This is a genomic window from Microvirga ossetica, assembly GCF_002741015.1.
GTDB classification, from domain to species: domain Bacteria; phylum Pseudomonadota; class Alphaproteobacteria; order Rhizobiales; family Beijerinckiaceae; genus Microvirga; species Microvirga ossetica.
This window is the reverse complement of record NZ_CP016617.1, coordinates 711,102-732,807: the sequence shown is the minus strand read 5'-3', so window position 1 is coordinate 732,807 and position 21,706 is coordinate 711,102. Positions and strand designations below refer to the sequence as shown.

The following is a 21,706-nucleotide window of genomic DNA, read 5'->3' as shown; positions in this document are numbered from 1 at the left end:
CCTGAGCGAACGTTGATGTGTCTGCTCACGGCTTGATGGCGTCGTACATTGTCTGCGCACCCTTGAGCCGCTGCTGCAACTGGGGAAGCACCTGAGCGGAGAATTCCTTGATCTCCTGATGCGGACTCCGGCTTGCCGCTTGGTAGATGCCGATTTCCCGATCAAGCGCCTGCACCTGGATCTCCGCGTAGCGTCGGCTCAGTTCGAGGGCATCGAGCGGCTCCAGGTTCTCAAGGATGACCTGATGCTCGAATTCCTTCATGGCCGGGAGTGGGATGCTGCGCTCCCTGGCGAAGGCCTCGAGCCGTTGCAGGAGGCTTGTGCGGAAATCGGCCGCTGACGCCGCGTAGTTCTTGACCTCCGGTCTCGTGTCGCGTCCGGCCGCAAGCCTGGCGGCCTGCGCCTGGAGGGACGCGGAGCTGTAGGCCAGCCGGACGAACTCCTGCGGCTCGATGGGACGCGTCTGCGTGGCGGGGACCGATGCACCCTGCCCTTGTGCCCAGACGACCGGGATTGCTTCCGGCAGCACTGTCACGAGAACGGTTGCTGCCATGACGATGCTGCTGATCTTCATGGGCTTACTGCCATCCCGGAACGCCCGACATGTCGGGCAGGCGATGCGCGATGCCCTTGTGGCAGTCGATGCAGGTTCTCTCGCCAGAGAACAGGAAGCGCTCGTGCGCCGAGGCCGCGCGCGGGTTCTGCTTCGTCAGGTCCATCGACTCCGAGCTGTGGCAGTTGCGGCATTCCAGCGAGTCGTTGGCCTTCATCCGCTCCCACTCGCGCTCCGCCAGGTGCTTGCGCATGGCCAGGAACTTGTCCCGCGTGGCAATGGAGCCGAAAATGTGGCCCCAGACCTCCTTCGAGGCCTGCATCTTGCGGGCGATCTTGTTGGTCCACTCGTGCGGGACGTGGCAATCGGGACACGTAGCCCGCACGCCGGAGCGGTTGGTAAAATGGATCGTGCCCTTCAGCTCCTCGAAGACGTTGGCCTGCATCTCGTGGCAACTGGTGCAGAACTGCTCCGTGTTCGTCGCCTCGAGGGCGGTGTTGAAGGCGCCCCAGAAGCCCACCCCGGCCACGAAGCCGCCAAGCGTGAGAAAGGCGAGGCTGAGGTAGACCGGCGGACTCAGCGCCGTGTTGACCCAGCGATTCCCGCGGAACCAGCCCCAGGCGCGTGAGATACCGGCCGCCATCAGCGCGTCCTCCGCTCGGGCTGCCGCTCAGGTTCGGTAATGGCGTCCATGTCGGTGAACACGTTCTCCACCAGCGGCTTCGCTGTCGTCTGCGGCACGTGGCAGGAGACGCAGACGTAGCGCCGCGGGGCCAGGCCGCCGAGGGTGTTGCCGGCCCGGTCCTGGTAGTGCGTCACGCTGATCATCGGCGCCTGGCTCTGCTCCGTGAACTTGCGCGCATGGCACGACATGCACTTGTTCGCGTTCAGGTCCATCGCGTAGCCCTCGATGGAATGCGGGATCACCGGAGGCTGGTCGGGATAGTTCCGGCCGACGCGCACATCGTCGGTGACCTGGCGCTGCATTGGCGGCGCCGGCACCTCCTCGGTGAACGGCTCCGGCCCGCGCAGGCGCGGCGCATCCTGCGCCAGGATCACCCCGGCCGCCAGGCATGGCACCACGCTGAGAAGCGACAGGAAGACGATGTGCCTCATGGCTGCCTCCCCGCGTCCGCACTGGCGGCCAGCACGACCTTGACGGCGCATTTCTTGAAGTCGGTCTGCTTCGAGATCGGATCCGTCGCGTCGAGCGTGAGCTTGTTGACGAGCTGGCTGGCGTCGAAGAACGGCACGAAGACCACCCCGGGCGGCATTTTGTTGCGTCCCCTCGTCTCGACCCGGCTGCGGATCTCGCCGCGCCGGGAGATGATGCGCACCTCCTGCCCGCGCCGGAGATGGCGCTTGGTGGCGTCGTCCGGGTGCATGAACAGGACCGCACCCGGAAACGCCCGGTACAGTTCGGGCACGCGCAGCGTCATCGAGCCCGAATGCCAGTGCTCCAGCACGCGGCCGGTGACGAGCCAGAGATCGAACTCGTCGTCCGGGGTCTCGGCGGGCGGCTCGTAGGGTGCGGCGATGAGGTTGGCCTTCTTGTCGGGATTGCCGTAGAACTGGAGCCCGCTGCCCTTCTCGACATAGGGATCGTAGCACTCGCGGTAGCGCCAGAGCGTCTCCTTGCCGTTCACGACGGGCCACCGCTGGCCCCTGACCTGATGATAGGTGTCGAACGGCGCCAGATCGTGCCCATGACCGCGCCCGAAGCTGGCGTATTCCTCGAACAATCCCTTTTGGACGTAGAAGCCGAAAGCCTTGGCCTCGCGATTCTCGTAGGCCGGATCGAGCTCCGACAGCGGGAACTTGTTCACCTGACCGTTGGCGAAGAGAACGTCATGGAGGGTCTTGCCCTTGTAGGCGGGGTTGGCATCGAGGACCCCGGCCGGCCAGACCTCGTCGGTGGTGAAGCGCTTCGAGAACTCCATCAACTGCCAGAGGTCGGAGCGGGCCTCGCCGGGGGCGTTGACGAGCTGGTGCCAGAAATGGGTGCGCCGCTCCGCGTTGCCGTAGGCGCCCTCCTTCTCGACCCACATCGCCGTCGGCAGGATCAGGTCCGCCGCCATGGCGGTGACTGTCGGGTAGGGATCCGAGACCACCACGAAGTTCGCCGGATTGCGGTAGCCGGGATAGGTCTCGTTGTTGGTGTTCGGCGCCGTCTGGAGGTTGTTGTTGCACATGATCCAGTAGGCATTGAGCTTGCCGTCCTTGAGCATGCGGTCCTGCTGCACGGCGTGATAGCCGACCTTCTCCGGCAGCAGCCCGTGCGGCAGCTTCCAGAGCTCCTCCGCGTGCTTGCGGTGCTCGGGATTGTTGACCTGCATGTCGGCCGGAAGACGGTGGGCGAAGGTGCCGACCTCGCGCGCCGTGCCGCAGGCCGAGGGCTGGCCGGTGAGCGAGAAGGGTGAGTTGCCGGGCTCCGCGATCTTCCCGGTCATCAGGTGCAGGTTGTAGACCATGTGATTGGCCCAGACGCCGCGAACGTGCTGGTTGAACCCCATGGTCCAGAGCGACATCACCTTGACCTTCGGATCGGCGTAGAGTTTCGCCAAAGCTTCCAGTTGCTCCTTCCGGACACCGGACAACTCGGACACGCGCTCCAGCGTGTACTCGCTCATGAGCTTCGCGTAGGCCTCGAAATCCGATGGATGCGAGACCTGGGCGTCGTTGGCGTGCTGCGCCCGCTGCTCGAGCACGTGCTCCGGCCGCAGGCCGTAACCGATGTCGGTGTTGGCCATGCGGATGTTGACGTGCCGGTCCATGAACTCGCGGTTCACCGCCCCGGTCTGGATGAGGTGGTTCGCGATGTAGTTCATGATCGCGAGGTCCGTGCCGGGCTTGAAGATCACCGCCATGTCCGAGAGATCCGTCGTGCGGTGCTCGTAGGTGGACAGCGTCGCGATCCGCACATGCGGATGGCTGAGGCGGCGGTCGGTCACCCGGGTCCACAGGATCGGGTGCATCTCGGCCATGTTCGAGCCCCAGAGCACGAAGGCGTCGGCATGCTCGAAATCGTCGTAGCAACCCATCGGCTCGTCCATGCCGAAGGTACGGATGAAGGTGACGGCGGCGGACGCCATGCAGTGGCGGGCGTTCGGATCGAGGTTGTTGGTGCGGAATCCCGCCCGCATCAGCTTGGAGGCGGCATAGCCCTCCCAGATCGTCCACTGGCCCGAGCCGAACATGCCGACCGCTTCGGGGCCGTTCTCCTTGAGCACGCGCTTGAACTGCCGCGCCATCTCGTCGAAGGCCTGGTCCCAGGAGACGGGCTCGAACGCGCCGTCCTTCGCGAACTGCCCGTTCCTCATGCGCAGGAGCGGCTGGGTGAGCCGATCGCTGCCGTACATGATCTTGGAGAGGAAGTAACCCTTGACGCAGTTGAGGCCGCGATTGACCTCGGCCTGCATGTCGCCGTGGGTGGCAACGACCTTGCCTTCTTTCACCCCGACCATCACACCGCAGCCGGTGCCGCAGAAGCGGCAGGGAGCCTTCGACCATTGCAGTTGAAGGTCCTCACCCGTCAGGATGTTCTGGGCAACGGCAGGGAGGGAAATACCAGCGGCTGCGGCTGCGGCTGCGGCTGCCTGGGCCTTCAGGACGGTGCGGCGCGTGAGGTCCATGGATCTACTCCCGCTCTTGGACAGGCTCGAAATGATGGAAGACGAGGGTCGCGGCGAGCACGCCGTCGAGGAGCTGGATCGCGTTGATCCGCTCGACGACTTGGCTTTCCGTTTCCGTTTCGAGGGTGACGATCAGTTTGCCGATATCCTCGCCGCCATGGACTTCGGCTCCCGCGATCGCACCGATGCACTCCACGATGAAGGGCACGCGGTCGGGACGGCTGTGAACCACGAGGCTGGAGATGTGACATTCGCCGGTCATGCCATGGCCTCCCGCGCGAAAACCCGTATGGCATCGGCAGGGCAGGATCGGGCACAGGCGCCGCAGCCGGTGCAGGCGTCGGTCAGGATCGTGGGGCAGGCACCACCAACGGCGAGCTCGAACCGCACGGCCTCCACCGGACAGACATCCCGGCAGCTCATGCAGGCGATGCCCCGAAAGGCGAGACAGGACGGACCGATTACGGCGATGGGAGGTCCGGCGGCCTGGCTTGCCGGGGCAAGCCTCCCGAGCAGGAAGCTGCGGCGCTTGAGATCCACGGCTTCGGTCATCCGGCGCCTCCCCTTCAGACCGGACCGGGCGGTCCCGTGAACAGGTAGTACATCCAGACGACGAACCCCCAGCCTGCGACGATGCCGACGGCGATGAAGGGCCAGATCAGGACTGCGAGGACCAGGAAGGTAAGCGTCTCCCGCCGCTTCCGGCCAGCCTTCAGCAGCTCCGATTGCATGGCCGGATTGTCCGATGGGAGATCACGCGTGACTGGCACCGCTTCGCCTCCGCTGACGGTCCGGCGGGTGATCGGAGAGCACCGGCACTTGTCCCCGAACCCAGGGCGATTATAGACAAGGAACGATCTTCCTGTCCTACCCGATTTCACCGTAGCTCGGCCGGAGCGCCGTGCTTGACCGGCCGGGACAATCTGTTGACAGTTTGGGACAGCGCCATCCCGTGGGGTGGGCCTCGGTTCGCCAGGCGGTGGTCATCTCGCGGGACCAGCGCCGAAAGGAACGCCCGGTGGACGAGGTAGGTACCGCCCGACGGCCGCTACCTGGTTTGACGGAGCAACGCATCAACCCTTCGAGCGCCGAGCGAGCCCGGGTGACGTCCAAACGGCTCAAAAAGCTGGAACGGGCCGGCCGTATTCCGGCATACGAGACATTGCCCAGCCAACGGGTGTAACGCTGCAACCATAAGGGACTCATGCTGCGATTGGGATCCGGAATGGCCGCAACGGGTCAACCTCGGTAGTACCGCGGGCATGATTGAAGGTCCGCTCATCCCAGCGCCGCGGAAGTACGGCGAAGGTCAGCCCCGTGCCATTAGCGGTCCTTATTATCCGAGCCACCAGCACAGGTCGTGGTCCCGGGACACCGGCGCTGCGGCGCGATCCAAGTGCGATGAAGCATAAGAGAGACCCGGCGGACGGGCGCGACCTCTGAATGGTGTCAGTATATTTCGGACCTCGTGCAGGACTGGTTCGCGGGCGACTCCACCATCAGGCATCAGCCCCATTTGGAGGCAGTCCACCGTCCCGAACAGTCGATCCTTCCGGCGACGATCCAGTGACCGGAACCCGATTGCCCCGCGAGAGTCCCTGTCACGTCAACCTGGGCCCCACGGCGTTGGAGGCCGACCCGAACGCGTCCGTCCGGCTCCAGCCCGCCAGTGACATTGGCCCTCGTCCGCCCGGATGCATTGCGGGCCACTCCCTTCTCAACCACGATCGCATAATGATGCTTCCTGCGACAGGCGCCCTTCTCGGGGATGGTCGTCACAGTCCAGCGCCCATCGAACTGCGACTGCGCCATGCCCGTGGTGCTGACCGGGATCAATGGCGCGGCAAGGACAAGGCTGAGCAGCAGGCGGTTCATGACACGGTCTCCCTTTGGCGTTCGGACATTGTCAGTGCGGCAACGCGGTCGTCGCCACCGCGATCCCGCAGCCGCTTGCCTGCTTCAGGCGACTGGGGCCGATCCCTCGACGGCTTAGGCCGCCGGGGCAATCAGTCATGATCGCCTTCGGTCCGCCAGGCGGTCGGCGTCTGGCCCGACCAGCGCCGGAAGGCCCGGGTGAAGGCGCTCGCTTCGGAATACCCGAGAGCGGCCGCAATCTGGGCGAGCGGCACTTGCGTGTCCTGCAGCAACTGCCGCGCGATCTCGAACCGGATCTCGTTCGTGATCGCCCTGTAACCCAGGCCACTCTCCTTCAGGCGGCGGCTCAGGGTGCGGCGGTGTATCGTCAGCAAATGGGCGATGTCGTCGGCCGAGCAGTGATTGCTCGTCAGTCGCGTGCGCAGCAACTGCCGAATGTCGTCCGAGAATTCGGTGCCCTGCGCACCCTTCAGTTGCTGGATCCGTTCTTCCAGAAGGGCGCGCATCATCGGATCGGCCCCCGCAATCCGCAGATCCAAATCACGGGCAGAAAAGATGATGCTGGCGCTCTCCTGGTTAAACCGGAGCGGGGCTCTGAAATGGTGCCGGTACAGCGTCTGGTCTGCTGGGGCGGCCCGGGGCAACAGAACCTCATCCGGTCTCCAGCCAGAGCCGCACAACGTCCGCAGGATGTTGACTGTCACGCCCAGTGCGGCGTCGAGGATTTGCGGCCCGCTCCGGCTCTCCGCCTGGTAGGCCGCAAACGTGAGCAGGGCAATGCCGTCGCGGCCCGTCAGCGCAGGGACCACCACCCGGTCCTGAGTGCTCAGGTTCGAGACGAGCGCGCGCACTGCCTCGCCGACGGTGTGCGAGTGCCGCATCAGGCGCCCGACCAGGCCCAGCGACAGGATGCTCGCCCGCCGGCCGACCAGGAGCCCGAAATGCGTGCAGCCCGTGCGGGCCACGCACAGGGTGTACAGCCGGCCCAGGGCGGCGAACGGGATCATACTCATCGCATCGTCGAACAGATGCGGATCCAGTCCGGCCGCCCGGATCACCGGATCGGGCTCGACGCCGAGTTCGCGCAGGGTCGGGACGATTTCCTTGGAGACGCCAAGGTGAATGAAGCCGGGCGGCAGCGTTCGCCCAATGGCCGCCGGGACAGTCTGGGACACCTGGCTTGGTGGCCGGCTGTCACCCCCTGTCAGACATTCGGTGCCATCAACTTGCGTCATGAGAACCTCATGCCAGTCGATCGGATACCCTTACGCAAGCAACCTGATGATGTCCCGACATCCTCAGTCACACCTTCGTGCCTGGGACACTCGCGGCTCCATCAACAGCCCAACCCTGGCCTTCAACGGTGCAGAATGGAAGCAGGTTCATGTCCCTAAGTGTCAACGCGAGACTAACAGGACTGCCAAACTGCACCATCAGGTAAAACCCTGGAAATCGGCCGGGCAAACTCTGAGAACGGCAGATCAGACACAAAAAACCCTGCCCTCTGGGAGGGCAGGGTGAGTTCTCCTCGCCTTCGGGGTCTCCGAAAACATGACCATTAGGGCGTGAAACTATGCGGGAGTCAAACCAATCTATGCATACGTTACGGCATAGGCATGTATTCATGGCAGCAATACTGACGGAAAACAGCAATTTCATTCCGGTGTTGCTTTTAAGCCATAGCCAGAACGCGCCACTGCTTCATACTTGACTGTGCGACTCCTCGCACAAGGGATGCAAGCCTATGAGAACACGAATTCTTGGCCTCTTGGCCGCAACGGCGCTCACTACCGCTGGACTGTCCGCTGCCTCCGCTGCCGACCTGCCGGTCCGTGCGGCTCCGCCGGTCATCGCGGTGGCTCCGATCTTCACCTGGACCGGCTTCTATGTCGGCGGCAACCTCGGCTGGGGCTGGCGCGACAGCAACAACGACCCGGTGATCCTGACGGGGCCCGGCGTTCCGGGCGGCCTGGAGGGCGGCACGCTCCTCTTCGGCAACAGCAACGACGCCACCTTCACCGGCGGTGGCCAGATCGGCTACAACTACCAGATCGGCTCGTGGGTGATCGGTGCCGAGGCCGACATCCAGGGGATCAATAACGACAACAACTCCAATGTGGTGTTCATCCCCGGTCCGGGCTTTGCTGGCGGGGACTTTGTGCCCGGCGAGTTCGAGAACGGTGCGGATTGGTGGGGCTCGGTGCGCCTGCGCGCCGGTGTCGCCTTCGACCGCGTCCTGGTCTACGCCACCGGTGGTCTGGCCTACACGGAGGACAACACCGGCTGGGCGCTCGGCGGTGGTGTCGAGTGGGCCATGCCGGTGAACTGGTTCGGCTCCTCGGCGGTCACCCTCGGCCTCGAGGGTCTGTGGGTCAGCATCGATCAAGACGACGACAGCACTCGCCCCACCGGGACCTTTACTCCGGTTGGCGGAGCGCCGGTCAATGTGTTCCTGCCGCGGAGCAATGACGAGCAGGACTTCTTCGTCGCGCGCGCCAAGCTGAACTTCAAGTTCGGCACCTACTGAGCACCCACGACACAACAAGGAAAAGGCCCGGACCGCTCCGGGCCTTTTTTTTATGTCCTGTTTGACAACAGCAGCTTCACGGATTGACCCTCAAAGAACACATGACGGCTGTCAGCAGGCGGCAGGGATCCAACGACGCCAACATTGGTCTGCTTGGGGTCAAACTTTCCCATTCCGGTAGCTCAACGAACGTCGGCTCTTGAGTGCTGAAGTAGACAAAGCGCTTACGTCTTAGGAGTGCCAATTGGGGACGTTCCGGGTACATGAAGAGATCTCGGCGCAATCCAGAAATGGCACTCCGCGTGCAAAGTTGACATGACACCCTGGGTCTAAAACCGGTTGGGGAGGGCGCCCCGGCGGAGCTGGTCGGGGTTGCTCCGCCGGGGCGCCTTACGGTGTCTTGAACATGTGACGCTCACCCTGCCCCCGCCGGCGCGGCGCCTTGGCCGAGCGCTGCTCGTCCCGCTCCTGCTGACGCTGCGCCACATAGGCCAGCACCTCACTCAGGCGCTTGTTCTCGACAATCGCCGCCTGCGTCACCCGCCGCAGCTTGTCATAGGTGCGGTATGGCAGGTCGACCCCGTTGTGCCGGATCGCCAGCCGTCCGTCCGGATAGTCGATCACCGTCACACGCTGGCGGGCGAGAGGGCGCGTCAGCTCAGTGGGCTCGAGCAGGAACAGCACCTTGTCGTACTGGAGCGTCAGATTGCGGGTGACGGTGCGCTCCTCTTTCCAGGCGAAGATATCCTCCAGCACCATGTCCTGCGGCACCGGACGGTGCGCATCCGAGGGGCTGATGGGCTCCTTGGCGAAACGCCGGTTATGATCGGCCAGGAACCCCGGCAGGAAGGCGTTGGCTGCCTCGATCGTCGATATGCCGGCAAGCCGCATCTCCTTGACCAGGCGATCCTGGAGCGTGCCGAACGAGCGCTCGATGCGGCCCTTGGCAGCCGGCGTGTTGGCGCAGAGGATGTCGATGTTGAGCTCATGCAGGGCGCGTCCGAACTGGGTCATGCCGTCGCCGCCGTCCGCCGCTGTGTTGCTGACCCGGAAGATGGCGTGCTTGTCGGAATAGAAGGCGATCGGGCGGCCATGGGCTGCGACGTATCGATGGGTCTCACGCAGATAATCGAAGGTGGATTCCGAGGGCACGAAAGCCGCATGCATGAGCTGGCTGGTGGCATCATCGATATAAGCCAGAAGCGTGCATTGTGGGCCACGGTTCTCGAACCACCAATGCTTGGAGCCGTCGATCTGGATCAGTTCGCCCCTGCGCTCCCGGCGATTGCGTGGCTGATGAACCGAAGGAAGGCGTCGGCGGCGATCCAGCCACAGACCGTCTTCGATCATCCATTTGCGGACCGTCTCTCGGGACACGGGACAACCATGGGTCTCCCGCAGCTTCTCAGTAGCCAGCGTCGGACCGAAGTCTGGATAGCGCTCCTTGATGATCGTCATGACCAAGTCGCGGACTGACGCGGGAAGCCGGTTGTTGCCGGGCTGGCCGCGCCGCTTCGACACGAGGCAGACAGCTCCATGCTGCCGGAAGCCCTTCAACAGCCGGAAGACCTGTCGGCGTTTGAGCCGGAGCAGGCCGCAAGCGTCCCGAACGGTCACCCGACGGGCTTCTAAATCCATCAGCACATCCAGCCGGGAAAACTCCTTGGCGCTCATCGACACCACCGTCATACGGCACGTCCTCCTGCAGCCCCGAAAAGCAGGAGAGTGCCATTTGAACTTTGCAGAGGGGTGTCATCTCTATATTGCGTCTACAAGAGAATTTCGCAGAAGGCCGTATATGGAACCGGCCACGCTGGGACGATCCCGCCTCATCCGCGTTGTGGTGCTGTAGGCGGAACCCGTGCCATGCCTCAGGGGCTGAACGCCAGTCATTGCACCAACCGGCTCCTGGCCGTTCTCGAGCCCGAGGACTTTGCGGCTCTCGCGCCGCATCTCGAACTCGTCGAGCTGACGCGCGGTCAGATCCTTTATGACGCCGGGGATCTGATCAGCCATGCCTACTTTCCCCACAACGCGATCATCTCGCTTGTCAACGTCATGGAGGATGGCGCCATCAACGAGGTCGCGGTGTTCGGGCGCGAGGGCGTCGCGGGCCTGCTCAGTGCTCTGGTGACGCGGGAGGCCTTCGGCCGTTATGTCGTGCAGATGGCCGGCACCGCCTCGCGGATTGCGTTCTAGCGCCTGAACGAGGTGCGGGATACCTGTCCCAACCTTCGGCTGGTGATCCTGCTCTATGGCGAGGCCTTTCTGGCCCAGACCTTCCAGACCGTCTCGTGCAATGCCCTGCATCCGGTCGAGGCCCGCTGCTGCCGCTGGATCCTGGGCATGCACGACCGGGCGGATGGGGATACCCTGCCGCTCACGCATGAGTTCCTGGCCGAGATGCTCGGGGTCCAGCGTTCCACCGTCAGCGTCGTGACCCGCACGCTGCAAACGGCGGGCCTGATCCGGCAGAGCCGCGGCAGCATTACGATCCTCGACCGGGCCGGGCTCGAGGAGACGACCTGCGAATGCTACGGCAAGATCCGCCAAGTCTACCAGCGCCTGCTGCCCGGCACGTATCCACCAGCCCCCTCGTGGTAGAGGATCCCCAGAGCCAGCGCGAGGCTCTTGGTCTCGGATCCGAACCCCTCAATTTGGTAAGGCGTCATGCCTTGGGAGATGGATGTGGCTCGCTACTATTTCGATATCCGGCATGGAACGGACCTTTTGCGTGATGACGAGGGTGCCGAGTTCGACAGCCTGGACGCTGCGATCCGAGGGACGGCTCGCTCGGCGGCTGAGATTGGCACAGACCGGCTGGCAAGGGGTGATCTCAGCGATGTCGTCATCGAGGTGCGGAATGAGCACGACCAGCGGGTCGTCACCGTGACCGCCTCGATGAAGATCGAGCGGCATGAGCTATCGTCTCCGCCTCCGGATCTGGGGCAGGCATAATTCGCAGAACACCCAGTATGGAACCGTTCTGTCGTCCTTCCTGGGGATTACTGGGTCCTCGTTCGCCAGAATTGGATTTCACTCTCCCGCGTGGCGCTGTCTTGGGATGTTGAAGCGTGCCAGACGAGGCAGGAAACTCACCGCGCGAGGCTATCCTTGTTCATCCTCAGCGTGATGACCACGCCTTCCTCAGACCAGTCGCAGTCGATCGCGCCGCCGAGCTGAGCGGACATGCTCCGGTTGACCAGCTTGCTCCCGAAGCCTCCAGGTCCTGTGGGAGCCACAACGGGCGGGCCGCCCCGTTCGGTCCAAACAACGACCGCTTCGCTACTATCGGCTGTGCACGAGATATCGAGCGTGCCGCTGGCCACCGAGAGCGCGCCATACTTGAGTGAGTTGGTCGCCAACTCGTGGGTGACCAGGGCCAGCGTCGTCGCCGCTGCCTCTCCGACACCCATCCTCGGCACCGAGACGCGAATGCGTCCGCTGAAGGCTCCCATGTCATCGTAGGGTGCGAGCAGGACAGCAAACAGGTCGCCGAGAAGCGCCGCCGTTCCCTCCTGGCCCGGAAGCGGACGGACGAGGTCGTGGGCGCGCCCCAGAGCCGTGAGCCGGTGCGTGAGGTCCCGTGCCATGTCGGCCGTCGTCGCCGCCGAGCGGGAGGTCATCGCGGTGAGGCCCGCTGCAATGGCCAACAGGTTCTTGACCCGGTGGCTCATTTCACCTGCCAGCAACTCGTGGCCTTCCTCGGCCTGCTTGCGACCGGTCACGTCGATGAAGATGCCGAACATGATCCGGTCGACCATGCCGACATCGTCTCCTTGACCCCGAGCGGAGACCCACCGGACTTCGTCCCCGACCATGATCCGAAAGTCGATCTCATACGCGCCCAAAACCCCGCGCGTCGCCGCGAAAGCGGCCCTCACCCTGTCACGATCGGCTGGATGGATATGCGATGACAGGTCCTCAAAGGTCACACCTTCTTCGCTTCTGAGCACACCCCACAGGTCATACGCGCGCTGGTCCATGGTGAGCCTGTCGGTATCGACGTTCCACGACCACAGGGCGACCCCGGCCGCGTCAATGGCGCGGCGTAAGTTTTTTGGCTCCCACACTGGAGGAGTCGATTGTTCAGACGACACTGTGCTTTGTCCTCCTGCTCGGCCAAGGCCAGCACGACCACTAGCATGCTTCCCCTGAGGCCTTGAAGCCCGCACCACGAGGCTAGGTTCGGAAGGCAATATTCCTGTTCGGCGCTGCTCGACGATGTGCCTTCGACTGTGGTTCTTCCCAAGAAGCTCCAGCAGCGGTTCTTGGCGTAGGTCTGGCACGGCACCGATCGTACGCGGGCTCACGTACACGAGCCACAAATTCCGCCGAAGTGTCCTTATGGAATCGGATAGGGTTGATGAGGGGACCTGGCTGACCATGTATGCAGGCCATCGGGCAGGAGCAGCATGAAAATTCTGGTAGTCGAAGACGATCCCTTTGTTCGTGAGATGGCTGTGGCAGGATTGGAAGATGCCGGGTTCGAGGTCACCGAGGCGGCCAGCGGCGGGCAGGCTCTGGAACTCCTGCAAGCTGGGATTACGGTCGATGCGCTGCTGACCGACATTCGCCTGCCGGGAGCCAATGGCTGGGCGGTGGCCCGGGCCTTTCGCGAGCGCTTCCCCGATCTACCCGTCCTGTATGTGACAGGGTATGCGGAGCAGATGCAGCCTGTCCCCGGAGGGATCATTATCTCGAAAGCCTACAGGATGGCTCAGGTGATCAGCGCTCTGGGAACATGGGCGGCTTGAAAGGTACGGCGAATTTCCGATCAGCGCGATTTTGACAAGTTGGGGGAATAGCGACGATCATTCGCTATGAATGCCGACGACCTGCAAGACCGCTTGGCACGCCTGCGCTCCGGAGAAACCCTGCTGCTTCCGACAGCCGAGGTTGAGCAGGCTTTCGCCCCCTATTATCCGACCCTTGAGGAGCGCCGCGCCGCAGTAGCCAGATTGGCCGGGTTGTATCACTGCCGTCTCAAGGTCTGTGGGTCGAGCGAGAGCCAAATCCTCTTTACCCGGAACAACCATCTATAGTTCACAAATTTCGCATAACGCCCAGTATGGAATTGGATTTCAGTGCGGAGTTTGCTTGACCGGATGAGACACGAAATCGACGCGGCCAGAACGGTCTCCGCGCCGTGCACGACGACTGCGCGCGAACGATCCGGCACCGGATCGACCTGGAGCAGGGCGTACCTCTTAATATCCTTGCGGGAACAAGGCGAAGTGGCCAGCAGTTGAAGCGGCCTAGGGTGTCCACCGGAGGGTCTGCCTTGTCTCGCACTCTCGACGGTTACTCCGACAAACCAACTGCCAGCAAGAAGTGGGATACCGAGCTGTTGGCACTCACTGGCGCACTTATCGGCGTCGCCTTAGGCTGCGCGCACGAGATAAACGAAGCCATCTCTCATAACATGAGCGAGGTTGAGCCATTTGCCCAGATCCTCGCGGAAATCACAGCCGCCGCCCTCACAAGCGCAGCCTTGTTCGCCGCCGCCTCTGCGATTTGTAATCAATGGCGTCTGGCCTCCGTCTAAACTCAGTCGAGAACGACTATGAGCCTCGGCTGCCACTGCGCCGCGCGACGGCACGCCTGTGAGCCTCTGGATGATCGAGGACGAGACCTCACCTGAGGTCCCGCTGACCGCGGGGTCTTGGACGCTGAATCCCAAGGCTGGTATCGGCTATTAGCGTCTCTTCGGAGATCCGCCGCGCTCCTGCTCTGATCGGCAAATCCGGGAGTGGAAGGCGCTTCTTAGCGGCTGAGATGACTGCCAACAATTTCGCATCCAATCGGATCAGTCGCTCCGACAGCCATGTGTCCCAATCTCAGGATGGTCCGGAGTGGGTCAGGAACCGAGATTCCCTGCGCGTTGAGAACGTCCGGTTCGATGAGAACTGCTGCCTTCGAGCTTCGGTCTCAGGCGTGCCAGGAGCCGTCGTTCCCTGCCGCTCTATCCATCGCCAATGCGAGTAGTTATCCTCGACGAGGAGGACGGTACCCGCTCAGGTTGGCTGCCATGGAGCCCTGCTTCACACAGGTGACCTGCCCACGACCGCAGAAGGTATCTAGCGATCGGAAACCTGCGGCAGCAGCCGCTCGATCCGTTCGAGGAGCCTCGCGGCTAGCCCTGGACCTTCTAGGTGGATGCCGATCTCGTCCAAGGGATGGTCGGTCCTGCCCGATTGCGAACCCCAATTCATCGTGCTCACCACTACATGGTCGTCGTCCCACAATAAGAACTTACAGTGGAGCTGCGGCTCTCGCACCCCGATCACGTCGACCAAACCATGGAGACGCTCGCGCTGCTCGGACACGTGGCGGCGTTTCACCGGCCCGGTCTGGCGCGAGTAGAGGACCCTGACATCGTTCAGACGACGGCCCGCCACTTCCGCCGGCATGAACAAGGCCGGGACCATCGGAGCGCCGAGCCTGTGCGTGCAGCAGACGAAGCGTCTCTCGGCATCGTGAGCCGCCTTCCGGAGCAGCGGCTCGTGATCGGCGGCGTAAACGACGGAAAGACGCGCCTTCGCAAGGCCGGAGGGCGGCGTTCGGCGAAGTCTGGCGTCTTCCGAGGAACGGCGCAACTCGGCCGCCATGAAGCGCAGGTTCTCCCGGGATCGACTGGCATCCGGGAGAGGCGCCAAAATCGAGCGCAGGACGTCGAGGCCGCGGCCGCGGCTCCGCTCGCCCTCAGGACCACCGATACCTCCACAGCCGAGAACGGGGACGACAGCCAGTTGCACGAACCAATCACGACGACGGCCCCGCCGCGTCCGTCGTCGGCAGCCAGGATCTTGGCATGGCTCCTCACGGGATCGCGATGCACCTGAAGGTATCCGCGGGTGAGCCCCCCGGCCGACAGCCTGACCCGGATCTCCTCCATAGCGTGCGCGTGCTTGGCATGCTCGTCGAGCGACGTCCCGAAGAACAGGTGGCAACGGACACCGCGTTTAATGGCCCTGTCTAGGGCGTCGAGGATGCGGTCGCGCTGTTCCCGCCCCTTCTCGTCGGCTTGCGCCGCGATGAACGTCGAGAGGACAAACACGTCCTGCTCCGCGCGGTCGACGATCTCGACGAACCGGTCGACGTGGTCGGCCGACCCTATAAGGAACCCGTCGGCGTCGAATTCCGTCTCGATCGGAAGCACAGACGCCTGTGGCTCGGAGGCGAGTAGAGGCGGGAGGCCGGTCTTAAGGGTCGCACGTAGGGCGCCGACGAGTTCGTCGCTCGCACCCTTGGGAAACACCCGTTTCGCGCGTTGTTCAGCTCGATCCTGAGATAACCACGTCGCAGGACCGAGTTGACGGCACGGACGCCGCGCAGCCATTCGCCCGGCCGCAGCGTCCCCGCCATGAAACGGCCAACCCGAAGAGCCATCGTCTCGTCGGTCTCGTCCGGCTCGTCCCTGGTGAACCTCACTGCATAGTCGATGGGACCGACGTCGCGCTCTGGTATTAAGTCCACGTCCCGCCGCCGAAACACCGACCGGCCGACACGCTCGTAGACGAGGTTCACCGGAATCTCGCGGTCGACAGTCCGTTCCGGAAGGGGTTGTCCCGAGCGGATGAATTGCCGACCCAACGCACTGGTGGACAGCAACGGGACGGGGGAGGTCCGCAACTCCACCAGACCAAATCGCATCAGGCGCGACAGGGTCGCACCTACGACCTGGGCGTTCAGGCCCAGTCGAGCCTTCACCGACTCCATCGTGCCCGGGGCCTCGTCGAGATGCAGGAGCACGAGCTCCTCCACCGGGCTCCAACCCCAGGTCCTCTGGACGATGACGCGGGCCCGATAGTGCCACGCCGCTATGTATATCGTCATCGGACGCTCTTCCCGCGCTCGTCCCGTGCCAGGATCGTCACACCGTGAGGTCCGCCATCGACCCGCTCGCCGGTCAGCCCGCGCAATTCCCCGACCAGCGTGCGGATGAAGCCCAGGTCTCCCCCCGCCCGGTCGGGATCGGTGCCGTCCACGACGTCCGAGAGGAACCGGAGGCTCGTCGCGACAACGAGCTTCTGCTTCGCCCGGCTAAGGAGGACATTCAGACGCTGCGGGTTGCTGAGGAATCCTAGCGCCGGCTTGCCGACCATCACGTTGTTGCGCACCAGGCTTGCCAGGACGACGTCCGCCTCGCCGCCCTGGAAGCTGTCGCTCGTGTAGACGAAACGTCCGTCGCCGCGCGGTGACACGAAACCGCGGAGCCGCCCCTCGGCGTCCACCTTCGGCATTATTAGACTTTCGAGAAGTTTGACTTGTCCGGTATAGGTCGCCAGCACGACGAGGCTTGGCGGCTTTTCGTCCGGGCCGGCCGAGGGACATACGCCCATGAGCGCGTCAACCAGGGCCGCGGCCTCAGAGGGGTTCGACAGTGCCTTCCTGTTCCGCTTTTCGAACGATCTAACCTTGGACGTGCCGAGCGGGGGGAGGTCGAGCACGACGATCGGCGACGCGGGGAAACCGGCCTGCGAGCCAACCGTCGCCTTCCGCCCCTTTACCCGGTCGGACGGGACAAGGTCGCCGTCGTAGAAGGTTTTGGAGACAACCCGACAGATCGTCGGATGCATGCGGCTCTGTTCCCGCAGCGTCTTTGCAATGGAACTCGGACGACCCGCCTCGGCCTCGCGTTCTTTCTCCCGCTCGGCAATGGAGCAAAACGGTTCCTCCAGGCGGGTGGCAGCCGCGAGCACGTCGATCAGCAGTGTCCCGTCTGTCTTCAGGCGTTCGAGCGTCGCATCGACCTCGGGTGGGAGGTCGGGGATGGACGCGAGACGCTCCGCTCCATCCTTGAGCAACTCCTCCGCACGGAACGGTTCGAAGAACCTCTTCCGCTCCTTCGCTTCGAAAGGCGACAACTGGCGATGGTCACCGATCATTACGCGTCGATTGCCGAGGAGGAGCGCTCCGATCAGCTCGGCTCCGTTGGCACGGGCTGCCTCTTCGACGAAGACCCAATCGAACTGCTCGCCATCGGCGATCATGTCCTCGATGAACGGCGACGAGGTCGTCGCGAGCGTCACGTCGGACGACCGCAGGAGCAGGCTGTCGGTGTCGCGCAGGACGCGCTCGGCGACGGCTCGCTCGGCCTCGTCGGTCGGTCGCAACGCCTCCCGGATCTCGCGATACGGATTGACGAGCGGCCCGGACATATCGGCGCGTGACACCGCCTCCAGGAACTCCTGCGAAGTCCGCCTCAGGAGGGTCGCGTCAGCCTCGATGTCGGACTTTTGCACGCGCACGACGATCTTCCCGAGCGGCGCCAAAACTGCCTTCAGCTCGTGCTCCAACGAGATGAGCGTCTCGTGGTTCTGAGACGAGACCAGGATGCGGGCGCTCGGCGTCCGGACAAGGATGCTTCCGATCAATTGCGCGACGAGATAGGTTTTGCCGACACCAGGCGGCCCGACGACCACGTTGATTGAGCGACCTGCGGCAATGGCCTTCCAAGCCTCTTTCTTGGAGTCGTCGAGACCGTCGGGCGGATCGTCGGGCGCCGCGACCATCCGCAGGGCGTCTTCCATCGCAACGGTCGCAGGATCGTCGAGGGCCCTCAGAAGCTCGACGTTTGCCCTCGCGGCCACGACGTTCTGCAGCCGGCGACGGATCGCGCTCTCGGTGCCCGTATCAGTGCGGGGACGGAGGAAGAGAAGTTTCTCCGCTAAGACGGGTTCGCTCGACCTGAACCCGTAGGCACGCCGGCCTCCGACCTCCGCAATCTGCTCCAACGCGAGTTCGGGAAGACGCTCCTTCGGCCGACCCAACGTGTCGCTGAACGAGACGGTCCAATCCGGACGCCCCTCGTCGTTGTCCATCTCCCGTGCGAGGGCGACCGCCGGCGACGGCAGCTTCAACCGCTTCCGCCTCGCTTCTACATCCGCGTCGCTCCGGGGCGCGATCCACACGAGTTCGGATCGGCCTTGGGGAGGCGTCAAAACATCGACCGGGAACGTCCGTAACTGCTGCTTCAGCAAGGAGAACGCCTCAAGCAGGATCAGCGCATGCCACGAAGGGGGGTCATCGAACATCGCCACAACGGATCGTGCCTGCCCCAGACCGGCCCAGGACAGAGCGCCGTTGCCGAGCCTTCGGACACGCTCGGCTGCCGCGCCGTGATTCCTTGCGAGATAGACCCGCCGTTTGATTTCGAACGCATCTGCGATGGCGTCTTGAGGCCGCCGCTTCGCGCCACGCACGATCATGCCGATCCGGCTATCGACAATTTCGACCCTGTACGTTGCGAGATCGGTCACGAGTCGGACCGTGCGCGCATCGTCGACGACCGCGCGCGTGTCCGGCCTGAGCAGGTCGTCCGCGACGAACCGCATGAACGCATCCGTGTCGTCCGCCAAGATTGCGCCGGAGGCCAACGACGGAAGGTCGCTTCTCAGGACCTCTTTCACGGGGTAGAGCACCAGCTCGCCTTCAACGCTCGCGCCCAGCCGATCGAGCTCCTCGACGACTTCGGTCAGATCTTCTAAGGCTACGTGAGCGTCGTAGAGCTGATAGTGCGGCGGGTCGGCCATCCTGGCCAAAATGCGCTGCTCGATGCTCGTCAAGACGGGGGCATCCGGCGCCCCGAGCCCGAGGACCGAGCGGACGACCCTCGCCAGGTCGGCCAGATCCTGACGGAAAGAGATGGAGTTCGATGTCCGCAAGGCCATCCCAGAGGGAACCAGATCATCGTCCGTGATGTGTACGCAGGCCTCATAGCCGCCCAGCCGATAGCTCGGCGCCTGGTCGTCGCCGGCGAAGATTGCAAGCTCGTCGATGGCGCCGTGAACGATGCCAGCGTCGTGGCAATACGTGAGGGCCTCGACCACCCGGGATACGTTCCGCCAAAAATCCCGGCGGCCGCCGTTCGTCATGCAAAATTGGCGCCTCGCCTGTGCCCTCCGCGGCGAGCCGAGCAACGGAGCCCCGGGATCGAGCATGACGATGCCGAGCTCATGCTTGTCCTCGACGACCTCAATAACCTCAACGAGAACGTCCCTAGCCCGTCGCGAAGAGAGGACGCGGCGAATGCGGCGCAGGCCACCGTCGACGAGCCTACGGAGATCCTCGTCGATGGCCGTGCCGGTCTTCGGGAATAACCTGACGAGATACTGCTCCCCGGTCTCGATGTCCCTAGCAGGTCGAAGACGGGATTCGAGGGGCCCTCCTTGGACCCGAACAGAATCCTCGGCGAACCTGAAGCGGCCTTCCAAGGATTGCGGCGGAGGTTGGCGAGAACGGTTTCCCACTCGATCGTCTCTGGGCTTCGCTTAGCTCGCGCCGCCGGGCTGGTCCTCAAGGCGAAGTCGGCGACGGAACAAACATATCAGGGATGGTCCGTGAGGTGGTAGTGCCCGTGCGACTTATCCTCAGCTTCGATCAGATGCGGAGTAGAATACCGCTGCAGGGTGCGCGACTGCGCACTGGTGTTCCATCGCCGATCAAAGCATTCGGATTAGGCCGAAGTGTTCGAGTTTTGTCAGATCAACGATGGTCCGCTTCCCGGCGTCGGCCAAACGTCCGGTGCGGGTCAAACTGAGCCGTTAAGCGTGACCGTGTAAAGGTCTGCTGACCCCACGCCTGCGGACGCTTGGTGTACTTCGGCTCTGTGCCAGCTGAGGCATTAATGCAGATCACTCCGGTCCGGTGGCGCCCCGACGTCGCACTTCTTGCAGTTCAGCTCGTGGCCTAGCGCCCTCTCGCGGCCTTCCTCTGTAATCACCCACGGACGATTGGTCCAAGGCGGATTATGGCGGACATGTTGGTTGTGGCCACATTCAAGTTCAGCAACCCAGTGCTGTTCTTCGTCAAGGTGAAAGCCGACAATCCGTTTCTTCATGTTCCAGCAAAACGTCAGGCGCCCATGCGTCCAATCGGAGCCGTAATGGAGCCGAGGGAAGGAGAACCACATGGCGCAGTATTCAAGAAAAACAAAGAGATAGGCTGGGGGCAAAACATGCTTTGGACCAGCTTTGTGTACCAAAAGTTCTTCCCGCAACTCGACCTACAGCGCTTGGCACGAACGACTGCATTCGACCTCAGGGCGGAAGTTCGGCTTGCCTCCGCTCTGGGCCAGAGAACGAACCCGCTCGCGCGGGAGGGCACTGCGGCTGGGGCGGTGCCATGGCTTGGGGGCGGTAACCCGCTGAACGGCACACGATGACAGGGCTGGGTCCTGTCTTGAGGATCGAGGGGTGTGGTGCCTCCACCTCACGACAGGAGCCTTCGATGTCCGAGACAGCCATCAGCCCGCTGCGCCAGCGCATGATCGACGACATGACGGTGCGCCATTTCGTCGAGAAGACCTGCACTGATTACATCCGCCAGGTCAGACGCTTCGCGGCCTTCCTCGGCCGCTCGCCGGAGACCGCCTCGCCTGAGGATGTGCGGCAGTTCCAGTTGCACCTGACCGAAAGCGGCGTGACCCCACCGAGCCGCACCGCGGCGGTCGCGGCCCTGCGCTTCTTCTTCACCGTCACCCTCGATCGGATCGATCTGGCTCGGCGTCTCACCTTGGTCCACGAGCCGCGCAAAGTACCCCTCGTCCTGAGCCCGGCGGAAGTGGCTCGCCTTCTCGAGGCGGCCCCGGGCCCCAAGTACAAGGCAGCTCTGAGCGCGGCCTATGGCGCTGGGCTGCGGGTGTCGGAAGTCGTGTCGCTCAAGGTCTGCGATATCGACTCTCAGCGCATGCTCATCCGCATCGAGCAGGGCAAGGGCCGCAAGGATCGCTATGCGATGCTCTCCCCGCAATTGCTCGAACTCTTGCGCGACTGGTGGCGGATCGCGCGGCCCCTGGTCTGGCTCTTTCCCGGCCAGAACCCGGTCAACCCGCTCACCACGCGCCAGCTCAACCGCGCCTTCCATGCGGCCGCGCAGCAGGCCGGGATCACCAAGCGCGTGAGCCCGCACACGCTCAGGCATAGCTTCGCCACGCATCTGCTGGAACAGAACATCGACATTCGCGTGATCCAGGTCCTGCTCGGGCATGCCAAACTCGAGACCACTGCGCTCTACACCCGTGTCGCCACCTCCACGATCCGCGCCGTCATGAGCCCACTCGATCGGCTTACCCTGCTGAGACCGGAGCATCAGCCGCCCGCGTAAGGCGAGGTC

The 21,706-nt window shown here is 63.7% G+C and carries 25 protein-coding genes; 9 read left to right on the top strand and 16 right to left on the bottom strand.

The window, feature by feature from the left end:
• Positions 1-25 precede the first annotated feature (25 nt).
• The 9 genes from BB934_RS31325 to BB934_RS31285 form a co-directional block, all read right to left on the bottom strand.
• A complete protein-coding gene (locus tag BB934_RS31325; protein ID WP_099513783.1) occupies positions 26-574 on the bottom strand; it encodes a DUF4142 domain-containing protein in 549 nt (182 codons plus the stop codon).
• Between the two features lie 4 nt (positions 575-578).
• Positions 579-1,196 (bottom strand): NapC/NirT family cytochrome c, encoded by a 618-nt coding sequence (locus tag BB934_RS31320; RefSeq protein ID WP_099513782.1) that lies wholly within the window; start codon positions 1,194-1,196, stop codon positions 579-581.
• Positions 1,196-1,669: a nitrate reductase cytochrome c-type subunit gene (locus BB934_RS31315; RefSeq protein ID WP_099513781.1), complete on the bottom strand. Its 474-nt coding sequence runs from the start codon at positions 1,667-1,669 to the stop codon at positions 1,196-1,198. Before BB934_RS31315 ends, BB934_RS31320 begins: the two co-directional genes overlap by 1 nt.
• Positions 1,666-4,185: a periplasmic nitrate reductase subunit alpha gene (napA, locus tag BB934_RS31310; protein ID WP_099513780.1), complete on the bottom strand. Its 2,520-nt coding sequence runs from the start codon at positions 4,183-4,185 to the stop codon at positions 1,666-1,668. Before napA ends, BB934_RS31315 begins: the two co-directional genes overlap by 4 nt.
• 4 nt (positions 4,186-4,189) lie before the next feature.
• On the bottom strand, positions 4,190-4,447 hold the full coding sequence (locus BB934_RS31305) for a chaperone NapD (RefSeq protein WP_099513779.1): 258 nt from the start codon (positions 4,445-4,447) through the stop codon (positions 4,190-4,192).
• Positions 4,444-4,737, bottom strand: a complete 294-nt coding sequence (locus BB934_RS31300) for a 4Fe-4S binding protein (RefSeq protein ID WP_099513778.1) — start codon at positions 4,735-4,737, stop codon at positions 4,444-4,446. Before BB934_RS31300 ends, BB934_RS31305 begins: the two co-directional genes overlap by 4 nt.
• 14 nt (positions 4,738-4,751) lie before the next feature.
• Positions 4,752-4,955, bottom strand: coding sequence for a periplasmic nitrate reductase, NapE protein (locus BB934_RS31295; RefSeq protein ID WP_418294769.1), 204 nt, complete (start codon positions 4,953-4,955; stop codon positions 4,752-4,754).
• Between the two features lie 736 nt (positions 4,956-5,691).
• On the bottom strand, positions 5,692-6,060 hold the full coding sequence (locus BB934_RS31290; RefSeq protein ID WP_099513777.1) for a hypothetical protein: 369 nt from the start codon (positions 6,058-6,060) through the stop codon (positions 5,692-5,694).
• Positions 6,061-6,191: 131 nt separating this feature from the next.
• Entirely contained in the window at positions 6,192-7,295 is a 1,104-nt protein-coding gene (locus BB934_RS31285) for an AraC family transcriptional regulator (protein ID WP_099513776.1), read from the bottom strand.
• Positions 7,296-7,804: 509 nt separating this feature from the next.
• Between BB934_RS31285 and BB934_RS31280 the strand changes: the two genes are divergently transcribed.
• Positions 7,805-8,587 (top strand): outer membrane protein, encoded by a 783-nt coding sequence (locus tag BB934_RS31280; RefSeq protein WP_099513775.1) that lies wholly within the window; start codon positions 7,805-7,807, stop codon positions 8,585-8,587.
• A 390-nt stretch (positions 8,588-8,977) separates the two neighbouring features.
• On the opposite strand, the gene BB934_RS31275 is transcribed toward BB934_RS31280, so the two are convergent.
• On the bottom strand, positions 8,978-10,276 hold the full coding sequence (locus tag BB934_RS31275; protein WP_099513774.1) for an ISNCY family transposase: 1,299 nt from the start codon (positions 10,274-10,276) through the stop codon (positions 8,978-8,980).
• Positions 10,277-10,453: 177 nt separating this feature from the next.
• On the opposite strand from BB934_RS31275, the gene BB934_RS50695 reads away from it, so the two are divergent.
• The 3 genes from BB934_RS50695 to BB934_RS31265 all read left to right on the top strand — a co-directional run bounded on the left by BB934_RS50695 (position 10,454) and on the right by BB934_RS31265 (position 11,545).
• Entirely contained in the window at positions 10,454-10,786 is a 333-nt protein-coding gene (locus tag BB934_RS50695; RefSeq protein WP_335645638.1) for a cyclic nucleotide-binding domain-containing protein, read from the top strand.
• Positions 10,787-10,798: 12 nt separating this feature from the next.
• Entirely contained in the window at positions 10,799-11,191 is a 393-nt protein-coding gene (locus BB934_RS50690; RefSeq protein ID WP_335645637.1) for a Crp/Fnr family transcriptional regulator, read from the top strand.
• 84 nt (positions 11,192-11,275) lie between these two features.
• Complete coding sequence (locus BB934_RS31265) at positions 11,276-11,545, top strand: DUF6894 family protein (protein ID WP_157934428.1); 270 nt, start codon at positions 11,276-11,278, stop codon at positions 11,543-11,545.
• 137 nt (positions 11,546-11,682) lie between these two features.
• Here the strand turns inward: BB934_RS31265 and BB934_RS31260 are convergent, their stop codons facing one another.
• Positions 11,683-12,687 carry a sensor histidine kinase gene (locus tag BB934_RS31260; protein WP_237050401.1) on the bottom strand — a complete coding sequence of 335 codons (1,005 nt, stop codon included), beginning with the start codon at positions 12,685-12,687 and terminating at the stop codon, positions 11,683-11,685.
• A gap of 315 nt (positions 12,688-13,002) precedes the next feature.
• Here BB934_RS31260 and BB934_RS31255 point away from each other — a divergent pair, with 315 nt between their 5' ends.
• The 3 genes from BB934_RS31255 to BB934_RS31245 all read left to right on the top strand — a co-directional run bounded on the left by BB934_RS31255 (position 13,003) and on the right by BB934_RS31245 (position 14,135).
• Entirely contained in the window at positions 13,003-13,344 is a 342-nt protein-coding gene (locus tag BB934_RS31255) for a response regulator (protein WP_099513771.1), read from the top strand.
• A gap of 66 nt (positions 13,345-13,410) precedes the next feature.
• Positions 13,411-13,632: a hypothetical protein gene (locus BB934_RS31250; protein WP_099513770.1), complete on the top strand. Its 222-nt coding sequence runs from the start codon at positions 13,411-13,413 to the stop codon at positions 13,630-13,632.
• Between the two features lie 239 nt (positions 13,633-13,871).
• The gene (locus BB934_RS31245; protein WP_157934427.1) at positions 13,872-14,135 is read left to right on the top strand and encodes a hypothetical protein; all 264 of its coding nucleotides are present in this window, start codon (positions 13,872-13,874) and stop codon (positions 14,133-14,135) included.
• Positions 14,136-14,667: 532 nt separating this feature from the next.
• Here the strand turns inward: BB934_RS31245 and BB934_RS50685 are convergent.
• The 5 genes from BB934_RS50685 to BB934_RS31230 all read right to left on the bottom strand — a co-directional run bounded on the left by BB934_RS50685 (position 14,668) and on the right by BB934_RS31230 (position 20,432).
• Positions 14,668-15,000 (bottom strand): phospholipase D-like domain-containing protein, encoded by a 333-nt coding sequence (locus BB934_RS50685; RefSeq protein WP_335645636.1) that lies wholly within the window; start codon positions 14,998-15,000, stop codon positions 14,668-14,670.
• Positions 14,970-15,647, bottom strand: coding sequence for a phospholipase D-like domain-containing protein (locus BB934_RS50680; RefSeq protein ID WP_335645652.1), 678 nt, complete (start codon positions 15,645-15,647; stop codon positions 14,970-14,972). The genes BB934_RS50685 and BB934_RS50680 overlap by 31 nt, the downstream gene beginning before the upstream one ends.
• Positions 15,648-15,703: 56 nt before the next feature.
• A complete protein-coding gene (locus tag BB934_RS50675) occupies positions 15,704-16,426 on the bottom strand; it encodes a hypothetical protein (RefSeq protein ID WP_335645635.1) in 723 nt (240 codons plus the stop codon).
• A complete protein-coding gene (locus BB934_RS31235) occupies positions 16,423-19,842 on the bottom strand; it encodes a DEAD/DEAH box helicase (protein WP_237050400.1) in 3,420 nt (1,139 codons plus the stop codon). Before BB934_RS31235 ends, BB934_RS50675 begins: the two co-directional genes overlap by 4 nt.
• A 374-nt stretch (positions 19,843-20,216) precedes the next feature.
• Entirely contained in the window at positions 20,217-20,432 is a 216-nt protein-coding gene (locus BB934_RS31230) for a DUF3565 domain-containing protein (RefSeq protein ID WP_099513768.1), read from the bottom strand.
• On the opposite strand from BB934_RS31230, the gene BB934_RS48440 reads away from it, so the two are divergent.
• Entirely contained in the window at positions 20,343-20,756 is a 414-nt protein-coding gene (locus tag BB934_RS48440) for a hypothetical protein (RefSeq protein ID WP_162299234.1), read from the top strand. The two genes, BB934_RS31230 and BB934_RS48440, sit on opposite strands and share 90 nt — an antisense overlap.
• Before the next feature lie 65 nt (positions 20,757-20,821).
• Positions 20,822-21,697, top strand: a complete 876-nt coding sequence (locus BB934_RS31220; RefSeq protein ID WP_099509486.1) for a tyrosine-type recombinase/integrase — start codon at positions 20,822-20,824, stop codon at positions 21,695-21,697.
• Positions 21,698-21,706: the final 9 nt, after the last annotated feature.

Coding starts and splice junctions, on each gene's coding strand:
- BB934_RS31325 (WP_099513783.1), bottom strand. CDS start 574: ATGAAGATCAGCAGCATCGTCATGGCAGCAACCGTTCTCGTGACAGTG.
- BB934_RS31320 (WP_099513782.1), bottom strand. CDS start 1,196: ATGGCGGCCGGTATCTCACGCGCCTGGGGCTGGTTCCGCGGGAATCGC.
- BB934_RS31315 (WP_099513781.1), bottom strand. CDS start 1,669: ATGAGGCACATCGTCTTCCTGTCGCTTCTCAGCGTGGTGCCATGCCTG.
- napA (WP_099513780.1), bottom strand. CDS start 4,185: ATGGACCTCACGCGCCGCACCGTCCTGAAGGCCCAGGCAGCCGCAGCC.
- BB934_RS31305 (WP_099513779.1), bottom strand. CDS start 4,447: ATGACCGGCGAATGTCACATCTCCAGCCTCGTGGTTCACAGCCGTCCC.
- BB934_RS31300 (WP_099513778.1), bottom strand. CDS start 4,737: ATGACCGAAGCCGTGGATCTCAAGCGCCGCAGCTTCCTGCTCGGGAGG.
- BB934_RS31290 (WP_099513777.1), bottom strand. CDS start 6,060: ATGAACCGCCTGCTGCTCAGCCTTGTCCTTGCCGCGCCATTGATCCCG.
- BB934_RS31285 (WP_099513776.1), bottom strand. CDS start 7,295: ATGACGCAAGTTGATGGCACCGAATGTCTGACAGGGGGTGACAGCCGG.
- BB934_RS31280 (WP_099513775.1), top strand. CDS start 7,805: ATGAGAACACGAATTCTTGGCCTCTTGGCCGCAACGGCGCTCACTACC.
- BB934_RS31275 (WP_099513774.1), bottom strand. CDS start 10,276: ATGACGGTGGTGTCGATGAGCGCCAAGGAGTTTTCCCGGCTGGATGTG.
- BB934_RS50695 (WP_335645638.1), top strand. CDS start 10,454: ATGCCTCAGGGGCTGAACGCCAGTCATTGCACCAACCGGCTCCTGGCC.
- BB934_RS31255 (WP_099513771.1), top strand. CDS start 13,003: ATGAAAATTCTGGTAGTCGAAGACGATCCCTTTGTTCGTGAGATGGCT.
- BB934_RS31250 (WP_099513770.1), top strand. CDS start 13,411: ATGAATGCCGACGACCTGCAAGACCGCTTGGCACGCCTGCGCTCCGGA.
- BB934_RS50685 (WP_335645636.1), bottom strand. CDS start 15,000: ATGCCGGCGGAAGTGGCGGGCCGTCGTCTGAACGATGTCAGGGTCCTC.
- BB934_RS50675 (WP_335645635.1), bottom strand. CDS start 16,426: ATGACGATATACATAGCGGCGTGGCACTATCGGGCCCGCGTCATCGTC.
- BB934_RS48440 (WP_162299234.1), top strand. CDS start 20,343: ATGGCGGACATGTTGGTTGTGGCCACATTCAAGTTCAGCAACCCAGTG.
- BB934_RS31230 (WP_099513768.1), bottom strand. CDS start 20,432: ATGAAGAAACGGATTGTCGGCTTTCACCTTGACGAAGAACAGCACTGG.
- BB934_RS31220 (WP_099509486.1), top strand. CDS start 20,822: ATGTCCGAGACAGCCATCAGCCCGCTGCGCCAGCGCATGATCGACGAC.